A 14,756-nucleotide genomic window follows, 5' to 3' on the forward strand; every position below is an offset into this window, starting at 1 on the left:
CGCCTAACCGCCGTTATTTTTCAAATTTCGCAAAGCTCGCTCTGCCGCCTCCCGCACGCTAGCATCAATGTCTTTCGTCGCTTCCTTCAGTAATTCCAGCGCCGCCGGTAGCCGTGCTGCCAATCGCTCTAATACAAAGACTGCGCCTCCGCGGATACGCGCGTCCGAGTCCTTTAAACAGGGTTGCAAATAAGGCAATAACGTCTCATCCGCATCGCCCAATAAACGGAGAGCAGAATGATAACGCCCCGGCTCGAACTCATCCTTCAGCACCGAGAATATTAATGGCACATGCGGATAGGCTGGGGGACCGAGTTGCAGCAAACCCTGAGTAGCATAATTCCGCAGGCGCAAATCCGATTCCTTCAACGCCTCCAAAAACACCGGCACCAAACCATCGCTCTTGCCGGTGATTTTCCAGAGCGCATTTCCTGTCGTCACACGCACGTGAGCCGAAGAATCATTTAATGCTTCATGCAGTGCAGACGTTGTCTCATTGACAGCCGAGCCTATTTGTCCCAAAGCAAACGCCGCACTGCTACGCACCCATTGCTCCTCATCCTTGAGCAATTTGATCAACGCAGGCACCGCAGGAGCCGCTTCGCTTTGAAACGCGGCGATGGCATTGATCGCATCCAGCTTCACCGTCACGACTTTGTCATTCGTGGCTTTCACGAATGCGGGCAACAAGGTGCTCACCTCCGCACCACTTCGGCCCAGTGCCACAATGGCAGCACTGCGCAGTTGAGGCACTTCATCGTGCAATGTTTCCAGCAGAGCAGGGACAGCCGCGGAAGTATTCGGTCCTAAATCCGCTAATGCCGACACTGCGAGAAAACGCACTGACGCGGACTCATGTTTCAGCGCCTTCGCGAGCGGCAGCACCGCCGCTTCACCCGCTTGTGAGAGCGATTCTCGGGCAGCAACGGCCAAGGTTTCATCCTTGTCGTCAAGAGCCTTCACCAAGGCCGGAACGGCGTTCGTATCGCCCGGAGCCATTTGCCCGAGTAGCTGAATAGCGGTGGAACGCGCCCGCGCAAAATCATACGGCTTTAATTTCAGCCAAGGAAACTTGCGAGCCATGCTATTGCGCATCGTATCGAGCTTACTCTCCGGATTCTCCAGCAGATCGATAAGATAGGGCGTCGCAGGCGTGCCAATGCCCGGCACCGTCGTTTGTGCCCGATGCGCCACCTGATAATTCGCATCGCCCAATTCACGCACCCATTGCGGCACCGGTTGCCCTTCATACATCGGTGGCGGATTCAGCCACGCGTGGATTTTGATTCCGGCAAAGATGGTCAGGCCGGTGAACATCACGCTCACCAGCACCCATTTGAACTTCGCCGGAAGTTTCATGCAGAAAGGTTATCCTTACGATATGGGATCTCCGGTGACCGTCCATTCGTGAGTGAATTGCGGGTTGAAATGATTGAGGAAAGCTTTTTTGGAAGCTTCATTTAAAAAGGCTGCGCCCCATTGCGGGATGTAGATCACGTCTTCGGAAAAATAACAGTCGTAGCCGGCTGGGAATTCGATGCCCAAAGGATTTCTGAACCCAGTCTCTAAACGGGTGCCTCGTTTGAAATGAAGCCCCGATACCCCACTGGCCAGATGATCCCCCGCTTCAAATCTCACACCGATGTATTGCCCCCAAATCAACCAGAGAAAATCCGTGAAGCACTGCGCCACGAGGCAATGATTTCCACCAATGATTTGGGAAGGATCGACTCCATGATCCAAAGGCAGATCCAAGGAGGATGCGAGATAGACGGGCGGGTCAGTCTTCAATTCATCCCCTGCGTATACGAAGAAATAATAGACATCCTGATTTTCGCTATACACCACATAGCGATCATCTCCTTCCTCGTGGCATCGCTCAGGGGGCATCACATAGTTCTGCCGACTTTCATCACTGGAGGATGGATGTGCGTCAAGCGCGGCGATGATCCCGGCCACCGAGCGGTCTTTGACCAGGACAGGCTCGCGGAGCCAACGGTTGAAGTAAGCGATCGGGTCGGGATGGATTGTTTCAGATTTTTCCACGTATCAGACAGTTGTGGTGATCAATGATTCAGTCAGCGGAACGGATAAGTTCTTCCGCAAATATGGTAGGCCTGCAAACATTACACTCACAAGCACCCATTTGAACATACCCGGAAGTTTCATCGCCGTCGCTAACTATAGATGCTTCAACTTCTGGAGACAATGTCTGCTCTCGCGGTTTTCTGTTTCAGTGTATTCTTCAGTTTATCCCAGTTGTCTTCCGCCTGAAAATATCGCACCGTTTCCCCATGCGTCATACACCAATAGATCCGGCGTTGTTCGTCGAGAATCGTGAGCGGTTGAAAAAGCTTCTGCTGCCAAATTCCCTGGCCGTGGTGAATGCGAATGACGTGCTGCCCACAAACGCCGATGGCTCATTGCCATTGGTGGCAAATGCCGACCTCTTTTATCTCACCGGCATCGAACAGGAAGAGTCGCTCTTGCTCCTCGCCCCCAATTCCTTCGATCCCAAGTTGCGTGAAGTGCTGTTCCTGCGTGAACCGAATGAGCACCTGAAGATCTGGGAAGGCTACAAGCACTCGAAGGAGGACGCGCAAAAGATCTCCGGCATCAAAACGGTGAAGTGGCTCTCCGAACTCCGCTCCGTGCTGCACATGCTCATGTGCGAGGTGGAACACGTTTACCTGAACACCAATGAGCACAAGCGCGCCGTGGTGGAAGTGGAAACGCGTGACAGCCGTTTTATCAAAGACCTAATGGCGCGCTATCCATTGCACGATTACCAACGTCTCGCCCGTGTGATGCATCCGTTGCGCGTTGTGAAGTCTGTGCATGAAGTCGAGCTCATCAAGCAAGCCAGCGCCATCACAGAAAAAGGTTTCCGTCGCATCCTGGATTTCGTGAAGCCGGGCGTGATGGAGTATGAGATCGAGGCGGAATTCATCCATGAGTTCACGTGGAATCGCGCCACTTTCGCCTACGGCCCGATCATCGCTTCCGGTGCGAATGCCTGTGTGCTGCATTATCACCAGAACGATCAAGTGTGCCGGAAGGGCGACCTGCTGTTGCTCGATGTCGCGGCGGCGTATGCGAATTACAACTCTGACCTGACACGCACAATTCCTGTCAGTGGCAAGTTCACGCGCCGTCAGAAGCAAGTTTACAACGCCGTCCTCCGCGTGATGCGCGCGAGTATCAAAGGCGCTGTGGCGGGCAAGCTCGCCCGAGATTGGCAGCGCGAATCTTGGGACATGATGAACGAGGAATTGCTGAAGCTCGGTCTACTGAAAGCCTCAGACATCAAGAAACAAGACCCCGAGAACCCCGCCTGTCGCAAGTATTTCATGCACGGCCTCGGCCATCCAATGGGGTTGGACGTGCATGATGTGGGCTTCACCACTGAGCCGATGGCGGCAGGATGGGTGATGACCGTGGAGCCGGGCATCTACATTCCCGAAGAAGGCATCGGCATCCGCTTGGAGAACGACATCCTCATCACGGAGAATGGGCAGGTGGATTTGATGGCGGCCATACCGGTGGAAGCCGATGAGATCGAGGATCTGATGAGTTAGCCGGTCGCCCCGGTCAGGCCATCACTTGATCCCTTTAAGCCATCCTGTGGTGCCGCCCCGGTTGTATTGGTCCCAGCCTTTTTCACCAAGGACAGATTTGATGGAAGTTTCCGTCTGTTGCTGGATGCCTTGCAGCGCTTCGGAGCGCTGTTCCGCAGTCAGATTTTGGTTCCGGCGCACATTGTTCGCCTCCTGTTCGGCTATCTTCTTCATATCATACACCTTGGCCGCCTCGGCCGTGCCCAGATCGGCTTTTTTGGCCGCCCGATGGATCTGCTGGAAGTTCCAATCCTGAGCCCGTTCATAGTCAGCATAGCGCTGGTCACCAAGCGTGTTCTTGATGTCTTCCTTCAGTTTTTTCTCCGCAGCATCCCGGGCTTTACGCTGTTCATCAGACTCGTTACCGCGGGTCATCGGAGAATACTCGCTATCAAAAGATTCGCGCATCTTGAAGATCTTCATGAACTCTTCCTCGGAAGGATCAAAGCCGGCCACTTGGCTGCGCATCATATTGGCCGTCATGGAAAAACGGAGCTGGTAATCGAGATACTCTTCGGGGGTGAGGGCGCCTTTGATGGCTTTTTCCATCTCTTTCATCGCCTTGCCCATCGCTTCCATGTCGTTGCCGCCGTCCTTGTTGGCCTCTGCCATCTTGGCCTGCATGTCGCTCATGATCTTCATGAGCTTGACCTTCTTTTCTTCCGGCAGGAAATCCATCATCGCATCCAGCGGATTCATGACCTGGGCCATCTCCGTTTTGGCGTCAGGCGTGATGCCAAGGGCGCGCAGGACCGCGTTTTTCTCGTCATCCAAGGCCTTCATCTTTTTCATGAGATCGGAGTCCATCATACCCATGAAAGGATTGCCGCCCTTCCAATATTCGAACTTCTTTTGGCCGCCCCGCAGCTCTTTCTTTTTCTTGTCATAGAGCTTGTTCACATCTGCGAGGATGATGTCACGGATCGTCTCGTCTGGGCAGCCGATGGAGCGGAGGTTCTCGATATATTCCTTGTAGTCACCCGATTCCACCATCTCCCAGGTGATCTGCTTGGTGACGGTATTGGTGACCGTCTGCCGCTCCACTTTCGTCTTGGTAGCGGGGGCGGGGGGCTCGGTGACTGGTTGTGCCTTGGCTTCGAGGGCAGGTGGAGGCGTTGGTTGTGGTCGCAACGCATAGCCCGCCAGCAACACATTGGCCAACACGGAAACCGCCAAAATTATTTTAATATTCATATCCAATTACCTCATACTTAAGCATTCCTGCCTGAAAGTTACAAAAAGCAGCGAAATTGTTTAACAATGCAGGCAGGCTTGATGGACATAATGAATGAATCCCGACAGGTTGGCGATTACAGAATCAGGGCGTTTTTTGTACTCGGTCATTGTCCTCAAGAGTCGTAACTGCCTAACATTCGGCCCCATAGCCGTATGCCTTGTGGAAATTCCCCGAAATATTTTCATTTTGTACCAAGGATTCTCCAAACCCCGTTGTCTTAATCTGCAAAACGATCAGCTTAAACATGGCTTTTGAGGGCGAAGAGGCAGAATGGGTGAGGCGATCCCGGGCTGGGGATACTGAAGCCTTTGCGGCGCTGGTCGGACGTTATCAGCAGATGATCGACGCGCTTACATGGCGGATGACCGGTTCCTTGGCGGATGCCCAGGATCTCGCGCAGGAGACGTTCATCCAAGCGTATCACAGTCTGGACCAGTTCGAGGACCGCAGCAAATTCTCCACCTGGCTCTACCAGATCGCGGTGAACAAATGCCTGAACTGGCGGAAGGCGATGGGACGCCGCAGCCAAGCCCATGAAAAATGGGCCACGGAAGCCGAACATGAAGCCACTAGGCGGTCGCATTCGGCTGGGGATGGGAATTCAGCACAAGGGGACGCCGTTCAAAAAGCTTTGCTGAAACTGCCTGCGGAGCAGCGTGCAGCGATCGTGCTGACGGTATATGAAGAGATGAACCATGCGGAGGCGGCGCGGGTGCTGGGCTGTTCGGAAACGACGGTTTCCTGGCGCATCTTCATGGCCCGGCGCAAGTTAAAACAATGGTTGAAAGATTTGATGACGGAGGAGGAAGCATGAAAGATTCGGAACTGAACAAGCTTTTGCGCTCAGTGCAGCCACCGGAGCGTTCTCCTGAGGAAAAGGCTGAATTCCCCGGCAAAGTGGTCCGCCAGCTTTCCCGTCCGGTCCATCAACGGGCCAAGGAAGACGCGCCCTCAAGCCGGTTGCCCATGTGGGCAGCGGGGTTTGCGACGGTTTGCCTGGCAATCGGTTTTATAGCCGGTCGTTTTCCTGAAAAACCGGCTGCGCCCGCTCACGGTGCGGTCGCAGCCACGCCAGATTACGCCAAACTTTTTAAAGAAGTCGCCACGCTATTTCCCGATCGCTTGCGCGGCGTGGTGGTGCGGGGAAGCGAGATGGAACTGGTGCTCGCAGAGCAGCCGGAACGGCCGGCTACCAACCCTTTGCTGGTGGAGATCTGCCAGAATGGCAAATGCAAGGTAGTGATCACTTTCAGCGGACAAAAACTGGAAGTGGATGGCCACTCCATTGAGGTGTTCACGGGGGCTGATGACCGCTTGATCGTGCTGGCGGATAACCAGGTATGGACCAGCCAGAATCCGTCCCAAGTGGTAGATGGCTTCCGTATTCATGCCGAAGTGCTGCATGCCCAGTTATGAGGATTGCCGCCGCCATACTTTTGTTGCTGGGCCAATCGATCATCCAGGCCGCCTTGGTCTGGGAACCGGTGACGCAGACGCAAGTGGTCTTTGTGGACCGTCCGGCGGCGGTCTATCAGGACATCCGTAACGATGAAGACCGGGCTGTGACCGAGTCACTGCGTCTGAAGTTGCTGCAGTCGACTTCCAGCACAGCGGCACCGATCCCTGGTTGGGAACAGAAGAAACAACTGGTCGTGCCTGCAAAACAGACCATTAAGACGACGGTGGAGCTGACCTTGCCCAAAGTGACCAGTCCCACGCGCTTTCGAATCACATGGAGCAGTGAGGTGGGGGCGCTATTGGGAGATACCGAAATCATCGGTTGTCCTGCCGATCTTTTTGCGCCGTTGCGCAAACTTTCCAGCCGGGAGCCTGTCGGGATAGCGGGGGATTCTGACAATCGTTTGGCGACCCTTCTCCGCAGCCAAGGTTGTCAGGTCCGTGAGGTCCGTAATTGGGAGGATATGAAGTCGAATATGGCCTTGCTCGTGAATGTGTCCGGCAAGGGCAAGGATGATGATTTAAGCCGCCTAGCGGCTCAGTACGCCAAGGAATGGGGAGGAAAGGTTGTCTGGCTCGTGGAGTCAGACAGCCGCTCCCTTACCCCTGAGCCTGCCGTGTGTGTATTTCCTCATGGGCAAGGCACCTTGGTGGTGGGCACCGGCATAGGGTTGTCGGACTTGTCCCAAAACCCTTTATCACAACTCCGGCTGGTCTGGCTCGTGGAGCTGGCGCGGTCATCGGAAGAGAACAGACTGATGTTGCTTGGCCGCTTGATGAACCTTTAAATGGAATCGCTTCGCATGAAAACCATCATTTCATTATTCATCGCCGTATCCTTGCTGTTCACAGCTGCCGGTGTGCGCGCAGCGGAGCCGCTCTCGGTGGCGGTGTTCGACTTCGAGGCAAAGGAAGACTTGGGCAAGGATCTGGGCGGCAAGGTGGCCACGCTTGTCAGCGCTTACCTCTCCGCAGACCCCAATGTCATCACCGTGGAACGTGCCGAATTGCAAAAGGTGTTGGGGGAACAGGAACTCGGCCTTTCTGGTAATGTTTCCTCCGCTACAGCGGCCAAGGTCGGCCAGTTGACCGGAGCCAAGGTTTTGGTCACCGGTCGCATCTTCACACTGGGGAATGAAGTGATGATGGTCTCCAAGATCATCAGTTCGGAAACCAGCCAGGTGCATGGTGACATCACCAAAGGCGCTTCGGTCAACGCCATCGACACCATGGCGCAAGAAGCGGCCAGGAAGATCGGTCTGGTCGTCAGCCAGAAGGCCGACACCTTGGTCGCCAAACCTGTCACGCACCAAGACCGCGTGGCGGCGCTCAAGGAAGCGCTCAAAGGCAAGAGGCTCCCGCTCATATCGGTGAAGATCGCCGAGCAGCATTACGGCGGACAGATCATCGATCCTGCTGCTGAAACAGAATTCGGTTTGCTGCTGCGTGAGAGCGGCTTCTCGATTGCGGATTCTACCAGCACGGCCAAGGTGGAGGTGGAACTGACCGGCGAGGCATTCAGCGAATTCGGCATGCGCAAAGGCAACCTGTATTCCTGCAAGGCCCGCGTAGAGATCAAGGTCGTGGAAAAAGGCACCGGCAAGATTTTGTGGACTGACCGCCAGACGAGTGTGGGCGTGGACATCGCCGAACGCACCGCCGCCAAAACGGCGCTCCAGAATGCCGCGGCACAACTGGCTGAACGCGTTCTGCCGAAGCTGGGCAAGTGATGCGTGACCCATCCCCCCTGCAACCTGAAGCCTGTGATAACCCCTGGACTGGTGCAAGTGCGGGAATGATGTGTGGCGGGTAATTCAGTCTGCATTGAAAGTGGTCGGAAGCGAGGCAAAGTGAAGGAAAAATGAAGGACACTCGATTCAACGTCAGGCGCTGCAAGCGATACGCACTGGCATTATGGCTTATCTGCCAGCATTTGTCGTCCGGTTTCTGCGCCGAGCCGGTCGCAAGAATCACGCCGGTCATCCCGCTGATCGAGATCATCAAGCGCTGGCAGCCGTTAAATCTGGCGGAGGTGGTGGCGGCTGCGGAGAAGGGCGATCTCACCGCGCAGCATTATCTAGGCTACTATCACACGGAGGGTCTGGGGAAAAAGGCTGACCGGGAAGAGGGGATGCGTTGGTATCGAAAAGCGGCGGCAGCAGGGTTTCCCAATTCTCTGAACAATCTCGGAGTCCTTTATTTCAATGGCAACGGTGTGGAGAAGGATGAGGCCAAGGCGCTGGAATATTTTCGTCAGGCGGGCGAGCGCGGCATGTGGCGCTCGGTACGCCAGGCGGCGAACATCGTGGTGCGCCAGCCCGATGGGTTTCGTAAAAAAGAGGAGTTTCGGCAGAAGATCGAAAAAGCGGCATTGGCGGGAGACACGGAAGCGCAACTGCAATTGGGCTACTTCTATCTCAATCCTCCGGGCGGAGACGATGTGAATGTCACCAGTGCCCTCAAAATGTTCAAGCAGGCGGCAGAGCTGGGGCATATGGAAGCTTTGACGGCGCTCGGCAATGTTTACATGGAAACCAGGGGCCACATCGATTATGCCCAGGCTATGAAGTGGCACCGGCTGGCGGCGGAGAAGGAACAGCCAGCTTCGGAACTGGCGGTGGGCTGGATGTATTTCCACGGCTACGGCGTGGAACGGAATGTGATCTTGGCGGTGGAATGGACGGAGCGGGGTGCACTGCGGAATCATCCTCAAGGATGGTATAATCTAGGCCGGTTCTTCTCTGGGGAAAGCCTGGCGAATCCGCCCAAAGATTTCATCCCGGACTATGTCAAAGCTCACGACTATCTGGAAAAGGGGATGAATGCGGGCCACATGCAATCGGCCCAGCTTTTGGGGAAACTGATCTGGGAGGAGAAGATACCCTGGCGTGAAAAAGAAGAGGCCAAACCGTACTTCGAACTGGCAAAGAATGCCGGCAATCGTGCTGCCCGTGAGTTTTTACAGCTTCGTGAAATGGACGAGGCTGCAAAGGGAAAGAATGAGGTGCAAGTCCTGAACAAGTTTGCGATCGAAGGAAATACTACGGCTCTAAGCCGTCTGGCGGAGTTGCATCGGGACGGTTCGCGCGTGAAGGCGGATCCCATAAAGGCCTATCGCTATGAAGCGGCGTTGCAGATGAACGGCGTCGCTTCCTCGGAAAGCATACTGGCCCAGATGACGGGCTTTTCCCGCATCATGACTGCGGGGCCCGATGGCAAAGAAATCCGTAATGTGAGCCAGCGGGAAAAAGAATTTACGCCGGTTTATCAGGCTCTGACCAAGGCGTTGAAAAAGAATGACGGAGCTCATTTTTACGCGCTTGCCCGCCGGTATGTTGATGGCAAGGAAATGCCGCAGGACCTGGAGGAAACTTGTTTTTGGCTGTATCTCGCCGCTTCGACGGGCAACTCCACGGCTAAAACAGAGGTCGCAGAGCTGGCGGGCAAACTGGACGAAAGCCAGCTCCAGAAGATGAAAGTATGGATCGGCTGGATGAGAGAATATCAGAATTTCATCCGATAAGGAGCACGCCATGCAGAAAAATAGAATGGCCGGAGTGGGTGAAGGACCGCTGAGGTGGCTGGGGATCTTTGGGATACTGTTTCTGACGTTGGTTGGCAGGGGCCATGGGCAAAACCAACAGGCACCGCAAGCGTGGCAGCATCCTGCCCAGATCTTTTGGAATGACAAACCATTGGCGGAAGCCGAGGCGGCAGCGCGTTCCGGTGATGCGAAGGCCCAGTATTATCTGGCGTGGATCAACTGGTCTGGTGAACGGGGGCAGACGAATCATGCCGAGGCGTTTCATTGGTTTTATTCGGCGGCGACCAACGGTGTGGCGGAGGCACAACTAAAGATGGGGGTGCTTTGTGAGCGCGGGATCGGACGTCCGACAAATGTCGAGGAAGCGGGCAAGTGGTATCGGCTGGCGGCGCAGCAATCCAATGTCGTGGCCCGGCTGCGGCTCGCCTATATAGAACGGGGCTCTGACTATCCAAACCGGGTGAAAGCCGTGGCGGATGAAGAGTATGGCCCCGCCTGTCATCAAATGACCGGCTGGTCTCGCGCTGACGAGGTGGCGGCGGTGTATTGCCTGAAGGCGGCGAACCAAGGGGTTGCCGATGCACAATATATGCTCTGCAACCGGCTGATGACGGGCCGGGGTATGGCCAAGGATATGACCGAGGCGTTCAAATGGCTGTCCCTTGCCGTGGCGGCGGGAGACCCGGCTGCGACCAGTTATCTAAAGGATGAACGTTCCATATTTTCCACGGCAGAGCAGGCGGAAGGGCAGCGGCGGGCCAATGCTTTTCGTCCGTTAGTGATCAAAAGCGAATGGGAGCATTCGGAACGTCTGTATCATGATGCTTCCCTTTCGTGGCCTGAAGCGGCGGGTGGGTTGGAGAGCCGCGCCAGGCGGGGAGATGCAGCAGCCCAATACCGGCTGGGAGTGATGCTTTGTCACCTTAGCCGTTTTGATGCTGCCAACAAGATCATCCGGCAGCCGGGTTCGAACCGCATGAATCCTGCGGCTGAATTCTCGGTGCGCGACAAGACGGCCTTGAAGTGGGTGTTGATGGCTGCATCACAAGATCATCTTGATGCCCTTTATCAGGCTGGGATCATGTATCTAAACGGTTTCGGAACTGTGACGGACTTTGTCGAGGCGCAGCGGTGGTTTCTAAAAGCGGCAAGCTTGGGACATCGTGATGCACAATATCAAGCCGCACGGCTGTTTGAGCGCTCAGTCACCAGCGGTACAGGATTCACCGAGGCTTTGCATTTGCATCGTGTAGCGGCAGCGGCCGGTCAGCCCGAGTCAACAGCATGGTTGAAGGAGTTCATCGCCTCCAGTTTTCCATCCGGTGCCACGGGAACGGTCGTCACAACATCAAGCGTAGTCACGAATGCCGATCAAACGGTCCGTGTGGCAATCGTCACGACCGACCGTCGGTTGCAAGATATCGCGGATCTTCTGGGGGTATTCTGGAGCCGTCAACCCGGGGTGATGTTACTGGAGCGCGATCAGATCGAGCGGGTGCTGCGTGAGCAGGCACTCTCAGCCGGGCAGAAAGGGGCGAAAGTGCAATTGGGCCAGTTGCTCGGAGCGGATGGAGTGATCTTTTTGGACCTGATGCCAGAAGGTGCAAGCAACCGGCTCGGCATCCAGTTGGTGGCAACGAAGCCGGGCGTCATCGTAGCCCAGGCGGAGGAGTCATGGCCGGTGAAAAATCTGGAGGTGTGGGCAGGGTTGATGGCGGTACGGCAAGCAGCGTTCTTGCCGAAGTTGAGCGTTTCCAAGACATCCGCCGTGCCGCTTTCTCTTTTGAATTTCAATTCAGCGATCGCCACACCTGAAGGTGCCAAGTTTGAACGGATGTTCACCGAGCTGTTGCTGCGCCGCCTGATGCAGCAACCGGAGCTGTTCGTGCTGGAGCGCAAACGGCTCGAGAAACTGGCTGATGAGAAATTATATCAAAGGACAGATGAAACGTTCTGGAACGGCAGTCTGGTGCTGGATGGAACGATAGACCGTGAGGGCGTTCAGGCTGGCCAGATGACCTTGCATCTGCGAGTGACGCGGCCAGAGGGAAATCCCCAGGAGATTGCGTTAACTGCACCCCGGGAGGAACCGCTGAAATTAGTGGAAGCAGCCGCGGTGCAAATCGTGAAATCACTGGATGCCAATGCCAAATTGAAAGGCTGGGATCCGTTGGCGGAAGCAGTCCGGTATTTCGATGAATCACGCTGGCAGATGGCGCATAATTCGCTGGTGGAATCGCAGCGTGCCGCCGAGACCGCGTGGGCCTTGGGATTCCGCTCCATGTCATTGGCAGAGATGCGCATCGCCGCTTATGTGAAGGAACTGCCCGCCGACCCGGTGATCTATGAGGACCAATCCATAAAGAAGATGCCGCGACCGCCGATGCCGGTGGAAGCACAAGTAGACAAAGCAGTGCTCGCGGCCAGATATTATCTGGAGCAGGCGGCCAGGATGGGAACCAATGCGCCACCGGAAAATTGGGTGAAGCTGGGGGAGGCGGTTCTGCTCCGGACATCGACGCAACTGAGCTGGATACATCAACGAATGGTTCATGTGCGCGGCAAGATCGTCCGGCCTGAGTCGTTGCGGGAGATGAGCCGTGAGATGGCCGGTTACCTCGCCAAATATTCGGTACCCACGAGATTGGACAACGGCATCTCTTATGACTGGCTGGAGTTGCGCTATGGCATGTTGTGGGAAGAGGATGTGACAGCCGGGTTGAAACGTTACGATGACGCATTGTGTCGGGGCCAGTATCTGGCGGTGTCACTGTCTTCCTTGGGCCGGATGCCATATATCCTGCCGATGCTTTCCTGGCAGGATCACTCGGCGGAAAATATGATGCGTCTGGAGAAAGAGTTTTTGGAACGGTGGGAGGGCAAAGATACATTGCTCGGCGGTTTGACGGTGCGATTGATGACGTTGAAGCGCAGTTCGCCGGAAAATTATGAGACCAAGTTCCGCGAGTTATTGGGTTTTCTAGGTGAGAACCAGCATGATTTCGGAGCCGATGTGACGAGCTACATGGAGAATTTGCCATCGTTGGTGGACATGCTCTCCCGCCAGATCGGCTACAACACTCCGCTCCGGAGAAAGTATGATGGGGAGTTCAAGCCGGCATTGAATGCGAAACTGGTGCCTGTGCTGGCGCAGGTGCGGGAGCAAAGAAACATCGTCCAGGTCAAGCAACTGGCGGCCCGGATGGACCGGGCGGCTGAAACGGGGGAAGCGATCGATGCCAGCGCGATTCATGGGACCATGATGTTGGGATGGAACGAGACGGCTGCGAAGCTGATACTGCCTTCGCTTCTGCGTTATGAAGCCGCGATTCCTCCCGGAAACGTTTTTGCAGGATTCGTGCGTGGAAGAGTGGGCGAGGTGTTCCGAAAGATCGGCGAGACTGTGCCTCCATCTCCGCGAGTAGTGGCCAAAGCAAGCCCACCCCCCGTGCCGTCACTCAAACCACCACAGCAAAACACGATTCCAGAAGAGGAAGTGGAGATAGACATCAAACTGCCGACAGCACCCAAACCCCGGACCCCGCAAGCCCCGCTGGTATTGAATCTTGAGGAATCGGTCAAACTGCTGCCATCGCGGGATGAATTAGGTTTTGCACAATCAGTGTTTGTGGCCGGTTGCATGGTAGCAGGGGATCATTTCTGGGCGGAGGTATGGAACACCGCTTACAGCGCCGGGCGGATGTCTTCGAAAGGAGAACTGATCTCCTACAACCTGCGTGACAGAAGCAAACGTGTCTACAGCATGCCCGAGGGATTCCGGTCCAAACAGCCAAGTTATTCTTATTACTACAACGGTGATCAGGGGTTTGTAGTGAAGGAAGGCAAGGTGCTGTATCTGGATGATGACACAGTGTGGGAACTCGGGGTGGTCAAGGGAGAATGGAGCAAGACCGCGTGGAAACTGCCATCGCGAAGCCGGTTGCACAGTGCGCATGACCGCCTGTTCGTATCCGCTCCGGAAAGCATCTCGGAATTGCTGGCAGATGGCAGTGTGCGTGTGCTGGCGAGCAATCGGCGTCGTCCAGCGTTCACACCATTGGATGAGACGTTGCAATTGAACCGTGCCTTGATGATGGCGAGCGGAGAGGACGGATTGCGGATCATCGTCGGCGGCAAGGTGGTGGACTATCTGCTAGATCGCAACCGCTGGCGGTCAGTCGGAGTAGTGCCTGAATCCGGTATGTGGCGCACCGAGATATGTGGCCAGGGAATGCTGTTTTCCCGGTCCAGCCAGTTCGGTTATGCCCCGTCAATCCATGCGTTATTGCCCGATCAAACGGAGATCATTCCGCTCGTGGCAGCACAAAATTATGCGGCTGATACTTGCCGGTGGATCTTTCCTTCAGAACTGAAGGCGGATGACCAATTTTTCCATTATCACCGTGCCTTGGCCGTGGAGACGGATTCTTTGTGGTGCTGGTATCATCCATCCAGTCCACCGGGCAAGCCTGCCGCCACTGTGCGTGAAGAGCATCGGCTGGTGTTTTTCAAAAAAGGCGTGCAACAACCGCTGGTGGCGCAGCTCCGCTATCATCCGAAGGACACAGTTCCATCGGAAAGTCTTAGTTCTCCGCCAGTCCTTTTCGCCACTGGCACTCATCTGGCACTGCTTCATCGGGAGTCTGGCCGGATGTGGTGGCTGAAGAAATCGGTCGTAGAATCCCGGTCGGAGGACCATGTCAAAGGTGAACTGGCGGCGCAGAAGGAACGGTTGGATTATTTGACGAAGAGGCTGAGCTACTGGCGGCAGGTGAGTGACATGAACGGGAACAGGAATGGCAAGTTGGAGCCGGATGAGTATGCGCTGATGCAATTGAGCCAGGGTTACAAGCAGGACCTTATCGAGATAGAAAAGCTCGCGCAGGCGAGCAAGTGATGC

Annotated in this window: 10 protein-coding genes; 7 read left to right on the forward strand and 3 right to left on the reverse strand. The window is 55.5% G+C overall.

Annotated elements, in window-relative coordinates; translation table 11 throughout:
* Window positions 1-3: 3 nt before the first annotated feature.
* Window positions 4-1,359, reverse strand: coding sequence for a HEAT repeat domain-containing protein (locus VGH19_11365; protein ID HEY1171960.1), 1,356 nt, complete (start codon window positions 1,357-1,359; stop codon window positions 4-6).
* A gap of 15 nt (window positions 1,360-1,374) precedes the next feature.
* Window positions 1,375-2,046: a hypothetical protein gene (locus VGH19_11370; protein ID HEY1171961.1), complete on the reverse strand. Its 672-nt coding sequence runs from the start codon at window positions 2,044-2,046 to the stop codon at window positions 1,375-1,377.
* 248 nt (window positions 2,047-2,294) lie between these two features.
* On the opposite strand from VGH19_11370, the gene VGH19_11375 reads away from it, so the two are divergent.
* A complete protein-coding gene (locus tag VGH19_11375; protein ID HEY1171962.1) occupies window positions 2,295-3,578 on the forward strand; it encodes a Xaa-Pro aminopeptidase in 1,284 nt (427 codons plus the stop codon).
* 21 nt (window positions 3,579-3,599) lie between these two features.
* On the opposite strand, the gene VGH19_11380 is transcribed toward VGH19_11375, so the two are convergent.
* Window positions 3,600-4,811: a hypothetical protein gene (locus tag VGH19_11380; protein ID HEY1171963.1), complete on the reverse strand. Its 1,212-nt coding sequence runs from the start codon at window positions 4,809-4,811 to the stop codon at window positions 3,600-3,602.
* 287 nt (window positions 4,812-5,098) lie between these two features.
* On the opposite strand from VGH19_11380, the gene VGH19_11385 reads away from it, so the two are divergent.
* The 6 genes from VGH19_11385 to VGH19_11410 all read left to right on the forward strand — a co-directional run bounded on the left by VGH19_11385 (window position 5,099) and on the right by VGH19_11410 (window position 14,753).
* On the forward strand, window positions 5,099-5,668 hold the full coding sequence (locus VGH19_11385) for an RNA polymerase sigma factor (protein ID HEY1171964.1): 570 nt from the start codon (window positions 5,099-5,101) through the stop codon (window positions 5,666-5,668).
* Window positions 5,665-6,270, forward strand: coding sequence for a hypothetical protein (locus tag VGH19_11390; protein ID HEY1171965.1), 606 nt, complete (start codon window positions 5,665-5,667; stop codon window positions 6,268-6,270). The genes VGH19_11385 and VGH19_11390 overlap by 4 nt, the downstream gene beginning before the upstream one ends.
* Window positions 6,267-7,100, forward strand: a complete 834-nt coding sequence (locus tag VGH19_11395) for a hypothetical protein (protein ID HEY1171966.1) — start codon at window positions 6,267-6,269, stop codon at window positions 7,098-7,100. The genes VGH19_11390 and VGH19_11395 overlap by 4 nt, the downstream gene beginning before the upstream one ends.
* 15 nt (window positions 7,101-7,115) lie before the next feature.
* Window positions 7,116-8,042: a CsgG/HfaB family protein gene (locus VGH19_11400; GenBank protein ID HEY1171967.1), complete on the forward strand. Its 927-nt coding sequence runs from the start codon at window positions 7,116-7,118 to the stop codon at window positions 8,040-8,042.
* Window positions 8,043-8,173: 131 nt separating this feature from the next.
* A complete protein-coding gene (locus VGH19_11405) occupies window positions 8,174-9,835 on the forward strand; it encodes a tetratricopeptide repeat protein (protein HEY1171968.1) in 1,662 nt (553 codons plus the stop codon).
* Window positions 9,836-9,845: 10 nt separating this feature from the next.
* The gene (locus VGH19_11410) at window positions 9,846-14,753 is read left to right on the forward strand and encodes a tetratricopeptide repeat protein (GenBank protein ID HEY1171969.1); all 4,908 of its coding nucleotides are present in this window, start codon (window positions 9,846-9,848) and stop codon (window positions 14,751-14,753) included.
* Window positions 14,754-14,756: the final 3 nt, after the last annotated feature.

This window comes from Verrucomicrobiia bacterium, assembly GCA_036405135.1.
Taxonomy (GTDB): domain Bacteria; phylum Verrucomicrobiota; class Verrucomicrobiia; order Limisphaerales; family JAEYXS01; genus JAEYXS01.

Bases quoted from the DNA above. Each gene is read 5' to 3' on its own strand.
- VGH19_11365 (HEY1171960.1), bottom strand. From the start codon at position 1,359: ATGAAACTTCCGGCGAAGTTCAAATGGGTGCTGGTGAGCGTGATGTTC.
- VGH19_11375 (HEY1171962.1), top strand. From the start codon at position 2,295: ATGCGTCATACACCAATAGATCCGGCGTTGTTCGTCGAGAATCGTGAG.
- VGH19_11380 (HEY1171963.1), bottom strand. From the start codon at position 4,811: ATGAATATTAAAATAATTTTGGCGGTTTCCGTGTTGGCCAATGTGTTG.
- VGH19_11385 (HEY1171964.1), top strand. From the start codon at position 5,099: ATGGCTTTTGAGGGCGAAGAGGCAGAATGGGTGAGGCGATCCCGGGCT.
- VGH19_11390 (HEY1171965.1), top strand. From the start codon at position 5,665: ATGAAAGATTCGGAACTGAACAAGCTTTTGCGCTCAGTGCAGCCACCG.
- VGH19_11395 (HEY1171966.1), top strand. From the start codon at position 6,267: ATGAGGATTGCCGCCGCCATACTTTTGTTGCTGGGCCAATCGATCATC.
- VGH19_11400 (HEY1171967.1), top strand. From the start codon at position 7,116: ATGAAAACCATCATTTCATTATTCATCGCCGTATCCTTGCTGTTCACA.
- VGH19_11405 (HEY1171968.1), top strand. From the start codon at position 8,174: ATGAAGGACACTCGATTCAACGTCAGGCGCTGCAAGCGATACGCACTG.
- VGH19_11410 (HEY1171969.1), top strand. From the start codon at position 9,846: ATGCAGAAAAATAGAATGGCCGGAGTGGGTGAAGGACCGCTGAGGTGG.